The sequence below is a fragment of the Acinetobacter sp. neg1 genome, assembly GCF_000788125.1.
GTDB classification, from domain to species: domain Bacteria; phylum Pseudomonadota; class Gammaproteobacteria; order Pseudomonadales; family Moraxellaceae; genus Acinetobacter; species Acinetobacter vivianii.
Genome location: NZ_JSZD01000018.1, coordinates 70,530 through 88,170, shown reverse-complemented (window position 1 = coordinate 88,170; position 17,641 = coordinate 70,530). Strand labels below are relative to the sequence as shown.

General features: G+C 42.5%; 18 protein-coding genes and 4 tRNA genes. 2 read left to right on the top strand and 20 right to left on the bottom strand.

Translation table 11 applies throughout. The annotated features are described in order from the left end of the window. The 19 genes from PJ15_RS18455 to PJ15_RS14245 form a co-directional block, all read right to left on the bottom strand. Window positions 1-111: GTP-binding protein (locus PJ15_RS18455; RefSeq protein WP_017396676.1), on the bottom strand; the 111-nt coding region annotated here is incomplete at its 3' end. A gap of 164 nt (window positions 112-275) precedes the next feature. Then, window positions 276-350, bottom strand: a tRNA-Thr gene (locus PJ15_RS14330). An 11-nt stretch (window positions 351-361) separates the two neighbouring features. Beyond that, a tRNA-Gly gene (locus PJ15_RS14325) sits at window positions 362-437 on the bottom strand. Between the two features lie 29 nt (window positions 438-466). Next, a tRNA-Tyr gene (locus tag PJ15_RS14320) sits at window positions 467-550 on the bottom strand. Between the two features lie 53 nt (window positions 551-603). Continuing rightward, window positions 604-679: transfer RNA gene (locus tag PJ15_RS14315), tRNA-Thr, on the bottom strand. Between the two features lie 99 nt (window positions 680-778). After that, window positions 779-2,272: an anthranilate synthase component I gene (trpE, locus tag PJ15_RS14310; protein WP_047431890.1), complete on the bottom strand. Its 1,494-nt coding sequence runs from the start codon at window positions 2,270-2,272 to the stop codon at window positions 779-781. A gap of 112 nt (window positions 2,273-2,384) precedes the next feature. Then, window positions 2,385-3,050, bottom strand: coding sequence for a phosphoglycolate phosphatase (locus PJ15_RS14305; RefSeq protein ID WP_047431888.1), 666 nt, complete (start codon window positions 3,048-3,050; stop codon window positions 2,385-2,387). A gap of 70 nt (window positions 3,051-3,120) precedes the next feature. Continuing rightward, complete coding sequence (locus tag PJ15_RS14300) at window positions 3,121-3,735, bottom strand: FHA domain-containing protein (RefSeq protein ID WP_047431885.1); 615 nt, start codon at window positions 3,733-3,735, stop codon at window positions 3,121-3,123. 62 nt (window positions 3,736-3,797) lie between these two features. After that, window positions 3,798-6,053 (bottom strand): type II secretion system secretin GspD, encoded by a 2,256-nt coding sequence (gene gspD, locus PJ15_RS14295; RefSeq protein ID WP_047431883.1) that lies wholly within the window; start codon window positions 6,051-6,053, stop codon window positions 3,798-3,800. Between the two features lie 40 nt (window positions 6,054-6,093). After that, on the bottom strand, window positions 6,094-6,933 hold the full coding sequence (locus tag PJ15_RS14290) for a type II secretion system protein N (RefSeq protein ID WP_005255535.1): 840 nt from the start codon (window positions 6,931-6,933) through the stop codon (window positions 6,094-6,096). Further along, window positions 6,933-7,676, bottom strand: coding sequence for a type II secretion system protein N (gspN, locus tag PJ15_RS14285; protein WP_004773999.1), 744 nt, complete (start codon window positions 7,674-7,676; stop codon window positions 6,933-6,935). Before gspN ends, PJ15_RS14290 begins: the two co-directional genes overlap by 1 nt. Before the next feature lie 178 nt (window positions 7,677-7,854). Continuing rightward, window positions 7,855-8,181: an H-NS family nucleoid-associated regulatory protein gene (locus tag PJ15_RS14280; RefSeq protein WP_004773997.1), complete on the bottom strand. Its 327-nt coding sequence runs from the start codon at window positions 8,179-8,181 to the stop codon at window positions 7,855-7,857. Window positions 8,182-8,571: 390 nt separating this feature from the next. Beyond that, a complete protein-coding gene (locus tag PJ15_RS14275) occupies window positions 8,572-9,012 on the bottom strand; it encodes an acyl-CoA thioesterase (RefSeq protein WP_004773995.1) in 441 nt (146 codons plus the stop codon). An 8-nt stretch (window positions 9,013-9,020) separates the two neighbouring features. Then, window positions 9,021-10,214: a hypothetical protein gene (locus PJ15_RS14270; protein ID WP_047431880.1), complete on the bottom strand. Its 1,194-nt coding sequence runs from the start codon at window positions 10,212-10,214 to the stop codon at window positions 9,021-9,023. Window positions 10,215-10,220: 6 nt separating this feature from the next. Continuing rightward, the gene (locus PJ15_RS14265) at window positions 10,221-11,048 is read right to left on the bottom strand and encodes a hypothetical protein (protein WP_047431877.1); all 828 of its coding nucleotides are present in this window, start codon (window positions 11,046-11,048) and stop codon (window positions 10,221-10,223) included. Continuing rightward, window positions 11,045-11,821 (bottom strand): uroporphyrinogen-III synthase, encoded by a 777-nt coding sequence (locus tag PJ15_RS14260; protein WP_047431874.1) that lies wholly within the window; start codon window positions 11,819-11,821, stop codon window positions 11,045-11,047. The genes PJ15_RS14265 and PJ15_RS14260 overlap by 4 nt, the downstream gene beginning before the upstream one ends. Beyond that, window positions 11,821-12,738: a hydroxymethylbilane synthase gene (gene hemC / locus PJ15_RS14255; protein WP_032863816.1), complete on the bottom strand. Its 918-nt coding sequence runs from the start codon at window positions 12,736-12,738 to the stop codon at window positions 11,821-11,823. The genes PJ15_RS14260 and hemC overlap by 1 nt, the downstream gene beginning before the upstream one ends. A 110-nt stretch (window positions 12,739-12,848) precedes the next feature. Further along, on the bottom strand, window positions 12,849-13,589 hold the full coding sequence (locus PJ15_RS14250) for a LytR/AlgR family response regulator transcription factor (RefSeq protein WP_004773988.1): 741 nt from the start codon (window positions 13,587-13,589) through the stop codon (window positions 12,849-12,851). A 59-nt stretch (window positions 13,590-13,648) separates the two neighbouring features. Next, window positions 13,649-14,794 (bottom strand): sensor histidine kinase, encoded by a 1,146-nt coding sequence (locus tag PJ15_RS14245; RefSeq protein ID WP_004773987.1) that lies wholly within the window; start codon window positions 14,792-14,794, stop codon window positions 13,649-13,651. Between PJ15_RS14245 and argH the strand changes: the two genes are divergently transcribed. Both argH and PJ15_RS14235 read left to right on the top strand, forming a co-directional pair. Then, entirely contained in the window at window positions 14,785-16,215 is a 1,431-nt protein-coding gene (gene argH / locus PJ15_RS14240; RefSeq protein ID WP_032810861.1) for an argininosuccinate lyase, read from the top strand. The two genes, PJ15_RS14245 and argH, sit on opposite strands and share 10 nt — an antisense overlap. Window positions 16,216-16,264: 49 nt before the next feature. Further along, window positions 16,265-16,537 carry an oxidative damage protection protein gene (locus PJ15_RS14235; RefSeq protein WP_004773983.1) on the top strand — a complete coding sequence of 91 codons (273 nt, stop codon included), beginning with the start codon at window positions 16,265-16,267 and terminating at the stop codon, window positions 16,535-16,537. A gap of 294 nt (window positions 16,538-16,831) precedes the next feature. Here PJ15_RS14235 and phoU read toward each other — a convergent pair whose 3' ends face one another. After that, window positions 16,832-17,554 carry a phosphate signaling complex protein PhoU gene (phoU, locus tag PJ15_RS14230; protein ID WP_004773981.1) on the bottom strand — a complete coding sequence of 241 codons (723 nt, stop codon included), beginning with the start codon at window positions 17,552-17,554 and terminating at the stop codon, window positions 16,832-16,834. Window positions 17,555-17,641 lie beyond the last annotated feature (87 nt).

Sequence of the window (17,641 nt, the reverse complement as noted above, 5' to 3'; positions counted from 1 at the left end):
TGCACAGATCGTTGCAATCGCAGCAGTTAAAGTTGTTTTACCATGGTCAACGTGACCAATTGTACCCACGTTTACGTGTGGTTTATTACGTTCAAACTTAGCCTTAGCCATTTTGATTTTCCTCGTTTACGTCGACACCAGTTTAGAGAAAAACAACCCTGAAAAACCTTCTTTATCGACAATCGCCTAAAAAACTAGACACCTAATACTTGAAAAGCAGACTATAATAGCCTGCTTCTTTAAAATCTTGTGGATAAACCACTAAACTGTATATCTGGAGCTCTTATCGAGATTTGAACTCGAGACCTCTCCCTTACCAAGGGAGTGCTCTACCACTGAGCTATAAGAGCGACATCTTCGATGGAGCGGGAGACGAGGATCGAACTCGCGACATGCAGCTTGGAAGGCTGCCACTCTACCAACTGAGTTACTCCCGCATGTTGGTACTACTTCTATCGAAGTTAGATGGTGGTGAGAGAAGGATTCGAACCTTCGAAACTTTCGTAGCAGAGTTACAGTCTGCCCCCTTTGACCGCTCGGGAATCTCACCATATCACACTTACACAGTGCTGTTCTTTACTTTATACTACCACACTTTTAAGATGGTGCCGGCACACGGATTCGAACTGTGGACCTACTGATTACAAGTCAGTTGCTCTACCAACTGAGCTATGCCGGCTCTTTCTTAGTGTTTCGTACGTTTCGTATCGGAACGGTGTGCAGTTTAGCAAAACTTAGAATCGATGCAAGTGCTTTTTTAAAAAAAACCGTTAAAAACTCATAAAATCAATCCGTTTGACGATAATTCAACCGCTTTGATCACTGCGCGAGCTTTTATTTGGGTTTCATTCCACTCAGATTCAGGATTTGAGTCCGCAACAAGCCCTGCTCCAGCCTGCACATACACCTTTTTATCGCGAATAACACAGGTTCGGATAGCAATCGACATGTCCATTTCCCCATGCCAGCCTAAATAACCAACAGCACCACCAAATACACCACGTTTTACCGGCTCAACTTCGTCAATAATCTCCATGGCACGTATTTTTGGAGCGCCTGAAAGCGTTCCTGCTGGAAAAGTGGCTTTAAACACATCTAAAGCATCAATATCATCACGCACCTCCCCCTGCACATTGGACACAATATGCATAACATGCGAATAACGCTCGATCACCATACGGTCTGTCACTTGCACTTTACCAATCTTGGATACACGCCCCACATCATTGCGCCCAAGATCAATCAACATCAGATGCTCAGCAATCTCTTTTTCATCTGCCAATAAATCTTGTTCTAAAGCCAGATCTTCTTCCTTGGTTTTACCGCGTGGTCGCGTTCCTGCCAAAGGACGTACTGTCGCAATCCCATTTTCGAGACGAGACAAGATCTCTGGCGATGAACCAACAATATGAAAAGGCTTTTGATCTGTCAGCGTCTGGCCTTGTACCAGAAATAAATAAGGCGATGGATTCAAATGGCGCAATGCACGATAGACCTGCAAAGCTTCGCCATCAAAGTCAGACACCATACGCTGACCAGGCACTACCTGCATCACATCCCCAGCACGGATGTATTCCTTCACCTTATCCACGGTTTCCAGAAACTTTTCCTTGCCAGTAATCGATTCAAAATGCGGCGCGGTATGTGGTTTTGCTTGCAGACTCACTGGTGTTGCAAGTAACTGCTCTAGCTGATCCAGCTTACCTTGTGCTTTGTTATAGGCATCTGGCTCATTCACATCAGCATGATGGATCAAGAACAAAGTATCTTTTAAATTATCAAAAACAATGACGGTTTGAGACAGCATCAACCATAGATCAGGTAAGGTCACTGGATCAGCAGCAGGTACATTCTTCAGTTTTGGCTCAATATAACGAACGGCGTCATAACCCAAGTACCCCACCAGACCACCGGTAAAACTTGGTAGATCAGGTAGCTCGGTTTTGCTTGGAACTTTAAATTGACTTTGAAAATCACGAATATATTGAAACGGATCTGCACAATCTTGCTGAGTCACCGTACCATCTGCTTGCTGAATGGTTAACACGCCCGCATTGCATGAAAAAACGGTAGATTCACCTAGCCCAATCATGGAATAGCGTGCCCAGTTCTCACCACCCTCTACCGATTCAAATAGATAGGCTTGTTTCTGCGCCTTAAAACGCGCAAAAACAGATAACGGGGTTTCAGTATCAGCCAAGCGTTGACGATAAACTGGAATGGTGTTGTAGCCTGCTGCTTTTAATTGTTCAAACTGGATTGATGTTGTCATGAGTTATCTCTTATGGTTTCGATTTATCTGCGTTTCCCTGTTTTAATGCTGCTTTAATCCCGCCATCGAAAAACCATCATCATCCTCATACCTCTTTCCCTATCTGATTTTCTTAAACTAACTCTGCCAGACGATCAACCACTTGCTGTGGCTGGCAGTCATAAATGCTTTCCCCATGATTATAGCCATAGCTGACTACAATACAATCAATACCTGCACGTCTTGCAGCTTCTACATCATTGCTTGAATCCCCAATCATCAAGGTTTCAGCTGTAGAGATTCCTTCTTGTTGCACACAATACAAAAGCGGTAACGGATGCGGTTTACGCTCAGCCAGACTATCTCCGCCAACCACCATTTTAAAATAAGGTGCAAGCGCTAAAACATCCAGAATCCCTCGCGCCAGATGTTCAGGCTTATTGGTAACACAGGCCATTGCAATATTATTGGCCTGACAATAATCCAGAAATGGCAGAACACCCTCATAGACTTGTGTATCAACACATAGCTCTTGCGCATACACCTGCATAAAGGTGCTTAACAGTTGCTCTTGCTGTTGAGCATCGACCTGCCCAAACAAATGTGTCAGGACAGCTTCACATAATTTTGCCGCACCCTTACCCACCCAAACTCTAACCTGAGCTTCAGTCACCAGAGGTAGACCCAGTTTTGTCAGACTCAGATTCATGGCACGATATAAGTCAGCAGCCGAATCCACCAGCGTTCCATCCAGATCAAATAACACCAGATGACGACTTTGTAACTGTGCAACAGACATGATATTTCACCCTAAAAATAAAAAAGGCATACCAACGTGGGCATGCCTTGATTGTAGAAGCTTCGCCCGATTATTTAAAGAACAGCCAGGCAATCACAGCTAAAATGATCAATACAATAATTGAAATGAGTCCAACTGAAGCATTCTTCTGTTGCTCTTTCTCTTCAGCCACACGTGAAACAGGTTCTTCAAGTGCAACAGGTTGTGGTTCAGGCACAGCCTGTACCTGCACACCTTCAGGAATTGGTGCTGGTTTTGGAATCGCGACCTGTTGTGGCATCCCATCACGTGTGATTGGTGTTTCGACCGCACGTTCTGCAATACTCGGCATGCCTTGATCATGCGTATTTGCAGTCACAGGCTCTGCTTCAATTTCAGGTAATTCCGTTTCCGCTGCTGGAGCAAGCACCGAGAACACAAAGCTGGCAAATTGCAGAATATCACCATCATGCAATTCAGTTTCCTGCTCAATGCGTGCATCATTAATAAATGTGCCATTGGACGAGTTTAAATCTTGCACCCAAAGCTGTTGATCTTTGAGCAACAACGCGGCATGACGACGTGAAATATCGGCTGATTGCAACAAAATATCGGCATCCTGATGTCGGCCAACCAACATATCACGCTCAATATTCAGTTCCTGCCCCGTAAATTCACCTGTAATGGCTTGTAATTTCCAAGTCATAGATGCATATCCTTTATAGTTTCCCGCAATCGTAACATTGTGACATAAGCGTTTCTGTGCAGCTACTGTGAAGACGCAGGACGAATCGTGGTTGTCGTTACCGTGTTTTTACTACGTTCGGTTTCTTTCACAGGGAGTTGCACGGTTTTCTGCTGCACTTGCGGTTGTTCCACCGCAACAGGTGTCGTCACCACAACTGTTTTTTGAGCTTGCGTCGCAGTCGGCACTTTTTGATAAGGTGAATTTGCCGCAGGCTGCTGGCTATAAATATCTGCAACATTTTCAGGTAATTTGGCAAAATTACCATTCTTGTCCATTGCTAACTGCAAGCTATAAAGCTGATTGTAGCGTTGTTGTGAGATACGTCGAACATCATCAGAATCCCCAACAATAGTCGGATGGATAAAGACAAGCAGGTTACGCTTTTCATTACTGCGATTATCCGAACGGAACAGTCGGCCCAAGTACGGAATATCACTCAATATAGGTAAGCCTTGACGTCCTAGAGTCGTATTGTCTGAGACCAAGCCCCCCAACACAACGGTTTGTCCATGATCTGCCAATACCGAAGTTTTAATTGCACGCTTACTGGTGACCAAATCGGCCGCCTGACCTTTGCTGTTTTGGACGTTAGAGACTTCTTGCTCGACTTCCAAACGGACAGAACCACCCTCACCGATATGCGGAATGACTTTTAAGGTCACCCCGACATCTTTACGCTCAACGGTCGTATAAGGATTAACGCCTGTACTATTTGTGGTGACCGAACCTGTTACAAAAGGAACATTCTGACCAACCACAATATAGGCTTCCTCATTATCCATGGTCACGATGGAAGGTGTTGAAAGAAGATTAGACTTGGTATTTTCTTTTAATGCCTGAATTAATGCGCCGTATAACTGACGAGAGCCATTGCTGCCCTCTTTATACTTACCGATACCAATCGATGCACCATCACCTAAAGCGCCTGCCGCACCCGCTGCACCACCGGTTAAATAACCCGCCGCGATTTTTGACAGTCCAGAACCCAAATTGGAAAAGTTAATTAACCCTACGCCACTATTTAGGTCACCCAGTGCCCATTGCACGCCCAACTGATCAGCATCAGTTCCAACCACTTCAATAATCGCCGCTTCAATCATGACTTGCTGACGGCGCGTATCCAGTTGCTGAACCGCAGCATCAATTTCACGCATCAATTGTGGTTCAGCCTTCACCACCAAAGCATTTTGCGCAGGATCCGCAATAATACTGACGCCACCCTGATTGAAACTGGTAATGCCAGCATTTTGACTATTGCTTGAATTACTATTTAAATTAATCGAAGGCGTCGAAACAGAAGATGATCCCGATGAACCTGAATTCTGATTATTTGAAATCAGGTTATTGATCGAATTTGAGCTACTGTTGTTATTCGATGACGACGAAGATGAAGAAGAAACCGATTGCCCTGTGACCAGACCTTGTAAAATTTCAGCCAGATTTTTAGCACTTGCATATTTCAGGCGGAAAACTTTTAAACCACCCAAGCGAGCTGCTGAAGGCACATCCAGCATTTCAATCATTTGACGTAAACGCTTACGTGAGTCTGGATCACCCTTAATCAAAATACGATTGGTACGATTATCTGCAACCACACGAACACGCGATCCTATAAAGTCCTTTGATGCGCCTGTCGCACTCATCGTCTCTAGCAAACCAATAATTTCTTCGGCTTGGCTCGACTGCAAACTGATTGCTTCAATATCATTTTGTCCAGTTCCATCCAGATTACGGACAATATTTTCAAGCTGGTAAATATTGGTAGCACGATCAGAAACGATTAAGGCATTGGTTCCAGCCACGGCAGCAAGATGTGCAAACTGCGGCATTAATGGACGTAATGCAGGAATAAGATCATTAGGATTGGTATTTTGTAGCCAGATCACACGCGTTACGATCTGGTCACCACCCGCACGATTACGCGCATCGTAAGGAATGCCCGAGTTCTTGGCATTGCTATCTGGTACCAGTTTGATCGTATTTCCCGAAGGAAGTGCCACCACGCCATTGACGTTGAGCACGCCCAAGAATAGGTCGTAAACCTCATCCTTATTCAGCGGCTTGTTGGAAATAACCGTCACATTGCCACGTACACGCGGATCAACAGCAAAGTTCTTACCTGTAATATCAGCAACTTCATTAATAAATGCTGTTAAGTCCGCATCACGTAGATTGATCTTCCATGTTTGTGCTTGCGCATGGGTACTGATTGTCGCCACCAAAGGTGCTGCGGCAAGTAATGCCCAAAGTGGACGTTGATGATTCAAGAAAGCCATAACCTGCACTTATTCCTAACTGATGTGTGACGTGTGATCACTAAAAACTTTGTTGTATGGTCATCACCTGATCACCACGTTTTATTTCTATTTTGGCATGCCCTTCACGACGTACTTGCTCTAATAATTGTACTTCGTTGAGTCCTTGCCCGACGGTTTGTCCATTGATCGATAAAATACGATCACCCGAACGTAAACCTAAGGTATTTTTTAAATTCGACGGCGTCTTGTCCGATATTTCATAGCCATCCCCGCCATTGCTTACGCCCATATTTTTCAGATATTGCTCTCGGTTATCCTGCATTTGCTGGATTGCCTGTCCAAGTGCAGATTGAGGTGAATTCTGGGTAGGCGCAGGCGCTGCTGCTGGCGGGACACTTGATCCATTATTTAAAACAGGTGCTGCCGGTTGATATAAACCATTGTCCAATCCTTTGAATTTGACTTCTCGTGTTGCGCCATTACCTTGTCGCAAAATCACATGATCCCAATACACTTCGGAGAGTTGATACGAGGTTGAGCCCACCGTTTCACCTACTCGATAGCGTTCAGCTGTATCATTCATTTTAATGACCGCAGAAGACAAGTGATTTGGGTGACCAAGCAATACACCTTGCAACTCCAGATTGACATTATCATCTGCCGAAGCTGCCGCTGGCTCATTAAATAAAGCAAATGAGCTGATGTTAGGAACCTGGGCCTGCTGCGAACCCAGTTCCACCCGATCAAACTGCATCGGTTGTGGCGGTGCAACCACCCACCAGAACAATGAAGCTAACTTCCAGCATAACCATAAAATCAGTAAAGCCAGAATCAGGCCACTTAACTTATCAAGCTTCTGCCAACGCAATTGTTGCATTTTTTGAGTAATTGCTTTCATCAGAAACCACCCTGCAACAACGGCTGACGCGAACTAATTACATAGGTATCTAGTCCAGCTTTACCCTGATAGGATGGAATATTCAACAGCATCCGTTGCGTCAATTGCACATCTAACATCAAGTTGGCATCTAAGCTGAGATTTCCCATTTTCTGGCTACGCTGATCACGAATATCAATTTGGAGTTGGCCATTTTCATCTTTTATCTCAGCCACCAATGACGGCATATTCATACGGTCTTGACGCTGACCAAAGGTATAGCTCAATGCCCCCCCACCCCAGTTCAATTGACCTTGCGCAGCACTAAACCCTTTTTCTTTTTGATAATTAAATTGTACGTCTTTCAATTGAATAGAATTTTCAGGCCATTGCCAATTGGCAAAATACTTTAATGTTTCAGGAGAAATAGCGCCTTGAAGATCCTTGATCATGATTTTTTGACCTAAACCATAACCGAATACCCCACTGAATTGCGTATTGCCGCTATGGATATCAAGATTTGCACCCAGACGTAACAATAACAAATCTAAAGGACGGGTTTTCCAATGAACTGAACCTCGCAGCTGGCCACGTTGCCAATCTGCCTGCCCCTGCCAGATATTGCCGCTGACATTATGTAATATTTGATTATCTTTTGAGAATTTTGCAATTAACCATGTCGCTGGAATTTGTAAAATAATAAAAATTAAAAATGCAAAAATGGCGAAAAGCCACCATCTCCATTGCTTGGTTTTTTTCTTCATTCAACCCTTACCAACATGCAAAATATCATCCTTTTCGAGACACTCGCCCCTGAATGACATTATGCATACTTTTTCAACATCGCCAATTCTCTCATATAAAAAAAACCAAGCTTTTTAAGCCTGGCTTTTGAATTAGGATAAAGTCATCGTATGACAAAACGATGACTTTAAAACTTGCTTAGATTAAGAAATCTTCAAGTTTTGCACCTTTTTCTAACTCAGCAACTAACCAACGTGGTTGTTTACCACGGCCAGTCCAAGTTTCTTCAGTATTGCTCTTGTTGCGGTAGCGTGGCTCTACAGCTTTACGCGTTGTTTTCTTACGCTTTTGCTCGCCCACTTCCAACAACTCTTCAACGCTAAAGCCAATGCCTTCAGCAATTGCAACAATTTGATTATAAGCATCTTCAATTGCTTGATCTTTTTTGCTTGCAATCAAAGCTTCTGCTTCTGCTTGTAAACGCTTTAAATCTTCTACCGATAATTCGCTAATATCTGGTTTCATTCGAACCACTCCAACTTAATAAGAAAAAAATATATCACTCAAAATAAAAAAATGAATTTAGAATTCTATTCAATATTAATTTATAAGCGATTAAATAATCAATATAAGAATAGCCCACTTAATCGCATATCAACAATAAAATGGCTTTTTATTTACAATAAAACAAAAAAAGTAGAGTTTTGATATAAAAAATAGATTTTATTAAATTAAATAAAGGGCCAAACCAAACAACAATTATATTAACGTATTCTTAAATTTCACTAAAAAATTTCTGATTTGCTCATTTATAGGATGGTGCTTTTGAAGTAGCCGTTCTGCAATACTCTCAAAAACACCACATTATGAAATTTCTTATATATTCAAATAAAATAGACATAATTGTCTTTATAATTATTTGTTTGTTATTAATTGATGTCCCACATTTTCTTCTAGCTGAATAATCTTCTGTCTAATCGAATCGGGGATATTGAGTTTGCCTGATGTTACTTTATCTACACAAACCATCACTGCCTCACCGGTAGCAATAATCTGATTCTGGCTTTCACTCCATAATACATAATGCATACGAAAAGCACTATTTCTCAGCTCTTCAATACGCGCACCAATATGTAACACATCGGGATAAAATACAGGTTTTAAATATTTACATTGACTCGAAGCAACCACTGTCAATATCTCCTGATCGAAGATATTTAATGCCATTAAATAGGCAATACGAGCACTTTCCATATAACGATAATACTGCACATTATTGACATGCCCAAAAGCATCCATATCGCCCCAAGCCACAGCCTGCCGATGAATAACAGGATAGACAGACAGTTCTTTCATATTTACACTCATATCTTAAAATTAAGAAAATTCACATCATTTTCAAATATTAAATTTAACTGCTTGATTAAGTCCTGATTATCACCCAGTGTCGACTTAATCCTTAAATAACTCATTAATATATTATCAGGATATAAAGTTAATAACTGCTCTGCCTCTGCCTGACGCTGTGTTGCGGTATAAATATGCCACTTTGCAAAGGCCAGCATTGGAACGCTGGTATAACGCTGTTCCAGTTGAATAATACGTTGTTCAACATAGGCATAATCTGGAATCTGCTTGAGTAATTGCTGCTGAAACCACAAATAAAACACTTCTGGATCGAACTGATCTTGCAATAGATGCAGCGCCAGATCTTCATGTTGCACGCTCATCTCAGGCATGCGCGCCAACAATTTCAACCAAAGCACTTTGCTACTATAAGGGCGCGTTTCAATCTCATCCTGCAACACCAGATAACGCTGTTGTAATGCGGCAAGATCATCCACGGATGCCTGCTCAAAATGAATTAATAATTGCTGTAACCATAAATCACGATGTTCTGCATCTAACAAACCATACTGAGTGGTCTGCAAAAATAACCACGGTTCTTGTAGCGCCAGTTTGCCCCACAATGCAGTAATACGTTGTTGATACGCCGTTTCTATTTCAACTAGCCATGGAGAAAGCTGATGCTGCGCCAAAAATTCTAAATGTGTCAGCGCTTTCTCGGTTTCTTTTTGCTCAAGGAAAATATCAATGCGTTGCAATTCAGCCAATTCAAAAGCCATCGGTGCAGATTTATCCAGACTTTGCAAGGCGGCTGCATAATCGCCATTTTGATAATCAAATTGTGCATCAATAATATTGCTGAGCAAACCAGACTGGGTGAATACCCGCTCAATAAAAACCTGCTGATCTTTTGAAGCGTCTAACAACCAGACAATGCCGAGCTGCTCATAAGGATGTAATTCCTTAAAGTGCAGGATCGTTTCTTTTTTTCTTTGCTCACGGGTGAAATACCGTTTAGCAATTAACCAGCACAATTGCGAGAACAGACTAATTGCAATAAACAGTGCAATCAGCCCCCAAACACTGCTCTGGAACTGCCATTCTCGCCAGTAGATATAAACATAGCCATTTCCATAGCCATAACTCAACACAGAAAATAATGCGAAAAGCACCAAAGCCGAGAGAAAATAAATCAACATTAATTGCTTCATGACAGATTATCCCAACAAACCTAAGCTTGTTAATTTCGGTGTTGGCACTGCTTGCTGGTTTAAGATTTTCTCTAAGCGCAGTTTCATTTTCTGGCTATTTTGATCAGGTAACTCGGCAAGTAACTGGATCACTTCCTGAACCGATTTCTGATATTCAGTAAATTGACCTTCATGTAATGCTTGAGATGCCAGCAATAAACGCAACTGTGCTTCTTTCAAAGTAATATTGCGGCTCATTAAATCAGGCGATGAGCGTTGAACTTTTTCCAGTTTAAACCAGTGCCACCATGTCGCACTTTCACCTTTTTCAATGGATACTTTCGGGTTTTGAAGATCTTGCGCAATCTTTTGATCCAGTTGCTGCAATAATTGATCAAGCTGCTGCTGTTGCTGGGTTTGATTTAAAACAAATTGCTGGATCGCCTGTTTATCCTGCTCTATCGATTTGATCAGGCTATCTTGTAACGCGGGTGAAACTGCATATTGCACCACGTGTTGCTGTGCCTGATTCAGTTGTTCCAACGCATAGATAAACTGCTGCTGATCCAGCGCAAACTGCACCAGTTGCATTTGCTGCTTAATCAGGATAATCGGTGAAATGCCCTCAACCGTCATCGAGATTGAACTATTATCTGTAGGCTCAACCACACGATTATTCTGCAACTGACGTTGGACCGCGACAAATTGATCATTCAATAATGCATAACGCTGTTCAGTCTGGGTAAGCTGCTGTTGAAGCTGGGGAACCGTTTGAGAATATTGTGCAACATCGTAACTGAGTTTAGCCAACCACAATAAACTCAGCCCTAATATTAAATAACCAATTTTTCTCATACATGTCCTTGCCAGTCTCTCATGCGTTGAATGATCTCTGATGCAGATAAATTTTCAAGCTGAATAATGTTAAATGCTTTGTTTGTCTGTGTTCTGGTTTTTTCTAATAGTTGTGCCAGCCTTTCCCCCAGTACTAAATAAATCCATGCTCGGGGTGGCTGTTGTTGTTCACACATCTGCTGCCAGTAATTCCAGCTCGCTTCGCTACTAATCAGTACCGTAACAGGCTGTTGAGGGTTTATCTGGTTTAGAATCTCAGGAAATAGCGCAAAACTCTGTTGGGGACATTGACGGCGATAAAGGACAAAATTGAGTACTTCAATCCCCTGCTGCTGCAATTGTTGCATCATGAATTGTCGTCCACCTAGCCCCCGCCAGAACGCAATTTTCTTTAAATTTTTCTGCTGTTTTAAAATAGGTAAATCCAGCATGCCTTCTGAGTTTTCGACCTCAGGCACATCACTTTGAATATTAAATCGTGCCAGCGCCTGTGCAGTGGTTTGCCCCACTGCAATCCATCGAACATGTTGCAACTGTTCAAGTGTGACACCTGCTTGCTGCAAATATTGCATTCCCACTTCAACAGCGGTTGGGCTGACCACCACAATTGCCTGAACCTGATCAAGCTGCTGATAGAGCTGCTGCAAGCCTTGCGAAAAAGGCTCCGCAACCAGTTCAAGTAAAGGTAAACCCACAACCTGATAACCCACCTCGGACAATGCCTGTGTTAGAGCACCCGCACGGTCTTCAGGACGTGTATTGATAAACAGCATTAATACAACGCTTTTAGCAACTCACCCGCACCTTGCGCCAATAAGCGTTGTGCCAGTTGCTCACCCAGTTGCTCAGCCTCGGCTGGTGCGCCAACCAGTTGTTCTTTTAATAAAGTATGTCCGTCGACACTGCCCACGCGCCCTTCAATCTGAAGCTGATCATTGGCTAAAGTGGCATAGCCTGCGATGGGAACCTGACAGCCACCTTCAAGATAAGCATTGAAAGCACGTTCTGCACGAACACAAATCGAGGTTTCTTCATGTTGTAAGGGCTGGATCAGTTTTAACAATGCATCATCATTTGCACGGCATTCCAATCCCAGCGCACCTTGTCCAACTGCTGGCAAACTAAGTACAGGTGCCAGACAATGACGAATACGTTCTGACAAACCTAAACGTTTCAGACCCGCACTCGCCAAGATGATTGCGTCATACAGACCATCATCCAGTTTGGATAAACGGGTACCGACATTACCACGTAGATCAATAATTTCCAGATCTGGGCGTTGCTGTAAAATCTGGCATTTACGACGTAGGCTCGAAGTACCGACTTTTGCACCTTGCGGTAACTCATCAAAATGCTGGTATTGATTTGAAACGAATGCATCCAGCGGATCTTCACGCTCACAAATTACCGCTAAGGTTAGGCCTTCAGGCAAATGCATCGGTACATCTTTCATGGAATGGACGGCTAAATCTGCGCGACCATCGAGCAATGCAGCTTCCAGTTCTTTAACAAACAACCCTTTACCACCAATTTTTGCCAGTGGTGTATCAAGAATTTTGTCACCCTGCGTCACAAACTTGACCAGCTCAACCGTTAAATCTGGATAAAGCGCATTTAAACGAGAACGGATATGCTCGGCCTGCCAAAGTGCAAGCGGGCTTTGTCGGGTCGCAATTTTTAAGGTTTTCATAAATTCAAGTGAAGTATTGATCAAAGCAATTGCTCCCAACTTAACTTGATCACCCGAAATTGCAAGTAAAAAATCATAAAGTGATCATTCATTCAGCTGAAAAGTCGCATTTACAATTGATGCATACACTCTCTTAAACTTGGCAAATGACGGCGGCTCACAGATAAACGCTCATCCAGCTCACGTAACCGAACCTGATATTGTCCTGCTGCAACCAGTTCCAGACCTTCAAGATAGTCTAAAGACACCAGTGCATTACGGTGAATACGGATAAAGCGGTCTGCGAACTCCAACTCCAGATCCTTGAGTGTTTCATCAATCAGTACGCTGCCATTTTTATGGCGAACCGTGACATATTTTTGATCCGCTAAAAAATAATATACATTTTCTAATGGAATCAGCTCTACCCCGCGATAAGTCTTCGCAGCAATTTGTTGGCGTTGGGTTTTAGTATCGTACATATCATCTTGTTGTTGTAAGCCAGTCATCTGTGCTTGTGTAAGTTGAGTTAAATGATTAAATACCTGCTGTAGATCTTGTTGTGCAACAGGTTTCAGTAAATATCCTTGTGCTTGAAATTTAAATGCTTCCAATGCATGTTGATCGTATGCTGTACAGAAAATAATGGCCGGACGAGGATTGAGCTGGCTGAGCTGTTCAGCACATTCCAGACCATTCATCCCGGGCATTTGAATATCCAGTAAAACAACATCCGGTGAGTCATTTTCAATATGATTTAACACATCCTGTCCATGATGCGCTGTCGCAATGACTTCATGCCCCATTTGAGTCACTAAACGTGACAAACGCTCTACAGCAAGGGGTTCATCATCAGCAATCAGAACTCTCATCCTTTTCTCCTTGTCACCGTTAACTTCATATCCATCATTTTTATGGTTAACTCGACTTATTATTTTACTTGATCGTGGTAATTTACCACCGTCGTATATAACGACGCTCCCCCGTAAATCTGAAACTTCACCGTTTGCCCATAATAAGCTTTCAGGCGCTGCTTCACATTTTCAATCGCTATACCATTTCCTTTTCTCGATTTTATTGTATCGTGAGAATAAGGGTTAGTAATGACTATAGTGACTTGATTTTGCAATATTTCAACCAATACGCTGATGGTTGATGGCTGCAAAACTTTTTCTACCCCATGAAAAATACTATTCTCCAGCAAAGGTTGCAACGTTAATAACGGGATGGTGACCCGTTTTAATTCAGTTGGCGTTGCCTGTATGTTCCATTCTACATTCAAACGCTCCCCCAAACGCATCTTTTCAATACTTAAATAGTGCTGGCATAAGTCAATTTCTTCCGCCAGACTCACCAGCTTCAGCTCCTGAAAGCTGGCACGGAATAATCTGGACAAATTAATCAGCATATTTTCCGCTTTATCAGGATCAATCGCGATCAGACTCACCACACTATTCAGACTATTAAATAAGAAATGTGGATGAATGCGTGCCTGCATGGCCTGAATACGAGCATTCAATTCACTGTATTGCTGATTCATCCATTGTTCGCGCATGTACAAATAGCGCATGCAGAAAGCACCCAGCAACACCCCATAACCTAAGTGCAAGCTGGTTCCGTGGAATAAAATCTCTTCGGAAAATGACCCAGAACGTGTAGCCCAATATTGCAGAACATTCACAACACAAGTGGTAATCAGGACAATCATTTGCAGCAGGATAAAGCCCAGAACCAGTGCGACCTTTTGACTAAATTTGGCAAAAAAATCCTGAAAATAATCCACCAACGCCGAAAAAGACAAAATTACCCAGTTAATGAAAAACATATATTGTAGGACACGAATGCCCTCCAAAGCCTGCCATGACCGAGCTTCAGCCAAAGCCAGCACCATCGCCAGCACATTACTTGCTACAATTAATTCTAATAAGTGTTGCCATTGCCCAATTTTCGTAAAAAAATAGGAGCCTGATGGATTTCCCCCCTGACGAGTTTGCGATAACTTCTTACGTCGAGTTTCGGCAACTGTGTTTGGATTTGCTATACTCTTTTTTATTTTACTGAGCCGCCATGACCACATCTTCTCAATCCTCTTCTTCAGCCAGCCCGAATCAAACCTCTGGAATGTGGGGCGGTCGCTTCTCTGAAGCAACTGATGCTTTTGTTGCAGAATTTACCGCATCTGTGCAATTTGACCAACGTTTTTATAAACAAGATATCGCAGGTTCAATTGCGCATGCCACCATGCTTGCGAAAGTAGGTGTACTGACTGAAGCTGAACGTGACGACATTATCCAAGGTTTAAGCACAATTAAAGCTGAAATCGAAGCGGGTAACTTTGAATGGCGTATTGATTTAGAAGATGTTCACATGAACATTGAGTCTCGTTTGACTCAACGTATCGGCATCACCGGTAAAAAACTCCATACGGGCCGTAGTCGTAATGATCAGGTGGCAACTGACATCCGTTTATATTTGCGTGATGAAATCGATGACATCTTAGGCTTATTACTTCGTTTACAAAAAGGTCTCCTCAGTCTCGCAAGTCAAAATACCAATACCATCATGCCTGGCTTTACACATCTACAAACTGCTCAGCCAGTGACATTTGGTCACCACTTACTGGCATGGTTTGAAATGCTGGTACGTGACACAGAGCGTCTGCAAGACTGCCGTAAACGTGTCAATCGCATGCCATTAGGTTCTGCTGCCTTGGCAGGTACGACCTATCCAATTGACCGTGCTTATACTGCTGAATTACTTGGTTTCGAAGCTGTTTCAGAAAACTCTTTAGATGCGGTTTCTGATCGTGATTTTGCCATTGAATTTAATGCGGCGGCATCGTTAATCATGATGCATTTGTCACGTATGTCAGAAGAACTGATTTTATGGACTTCTGCACAATTCAAGTTTGTGAATATTCCTGACCGCTTCTGCACAGGCTCTTCAATCATGCCGCAGAAGAAAAACCCAGATGTACCTGAATTGGTCCGTGGTAAATCAGGTCGTGTCTTTGGTGACTTGATCAGCTTATTGACCCTGATGAAAGGTCAGCCATTGGCATATAACAAAGACAACCAAGAAGATAAAGAACCATTATTTGATGCGATTGATACCGTGCGCGGTTCGCTCATGGCTTTCGCAGACATGGTTCCAGCGCTTGTTCCAAATATCGAAATTATGCGTGAAGCAGCACTTCGTGGCTTTTCTACCGCAACCGATCTTGCTGACTACCTTGTGAAAAAAGGCGTAGCATTCCGCGATGCACATGAAATCGTCGGTAAAGCAGTGGCTTTAGGTGTTGCAGAAGAAAAAGATTTATCAGAATTGACGCTTGAACAGTTACAACAATTCTCTGACTTGATCACCGCAGATGTATTTGATAAAGCATTGACTTTAGAAGCTTCTGTGAATGCTCGTGACCATATTGGTGGGACTTCACCAAAACAGGTTGAAGCTGCGATTGCGCGTGCGCACACTCGCCTAGAACAGTTATATTAATCTCCCTATATCCCTCTTTTACAAAGAGGGGCTTTCACTGGATGCCATAATGACTAGACAAGTATTTTGCCGCAAATATAAACAAGAGCTTGAAGGCTTGGACTTCGCACCATTTCCAGGTGCTAAAGGTCAGGAATTCTTTGAAACTGTTTCAAAGCAGGCATGGCAGGAATGGTTAAAACACCAAACCACGCTTATTAATGAAAAGCGTTTGAATGTGTTTGAACCTGATGCAAAGAAGTTTCTTGAAGAACAGCGTGAAAAGTTCTTCAATAACGATGAAAGTGTAGAAAAAGCAGAGGGTTGGACTGAGCAAAAGTAAGTCATTTTGTCTGATTCTGCGATAAAAAGAGAGCTGTTTTTAGCTCTCTTTTTACGTGACATTTACATAAGTAATAAAGCCTTACAGAGTATACACAGTTGTCTACATGACACCTCAGACGCCTCCGCTTATAGTTGTATTCAGAAGGACAAAGAGATACGTTGATATCTCACGTAACGCATGATATTTCTCTCCCAGACTTTTCCCCCGAAGTCTGGGATTTTTTTATTTATACAACCTAAAAATTAAAAACCGCTCATGATCGAGCGGTTTAAAGTTATTTCATTTTTACACTTATTTCTGATGTACTTTCTGTTCGATTTCTTCAATGCTGGTATGACGCACATCCATACCTTTTGCCATGTAAATTACCTGTTCTGAAATATTACGCGCGTGATCACCAATACGCTCTAATGAACGCAATACCCACATCACATTAATTACACGTGAAATATGACGCGGATCTTCAATCATATAGGTCATTAAAGTACGTGTCGCAGATTGATATTCACGGTCAATGTCGACATCAGCCATCACCACTTTCAAGGCCTGCTCCACATCTAAACGAGCAAATGCATCCAGAGCATCATGAATCATGACACGCACCTGATTACCAATATGACGTGTTTCCATATAACCACGTGGTGACTCACCTTCTTCACACAAGTTTTGTGCAATACGGGCAATCTTTGCAGCTTCATCACCAATACGCTCTAAATCGGTATTGGCCTTACTCATGGCAATCACCATACGCAAGTCGATCGCAGCGGGATGACGGCGAGCAAGAATCAGGGTTAAACCTTCATCAATATCACGTTCAAACTGGTTAACGGCATTGTCTTTGAATTGCACATCAATGGCTAAATTCGCATCTGTATCCAATAAAGCATGAATTGAGTTAGCAACTTGTTGCTCCACCAATCCGCCCATGGTCATAAACTTGGTATGCACATCTTGCAAGTCTTCATTAAATTGTGAAGAAATATGATGACTTAACACAGGATTGCTTGGGCTCACAGTATGCCTCCACTAGACACATGGAAAAATTGATTGGTGATTAGAACATAGAAATGATGAAAGTTTTATGACAATAGCATGGATTTA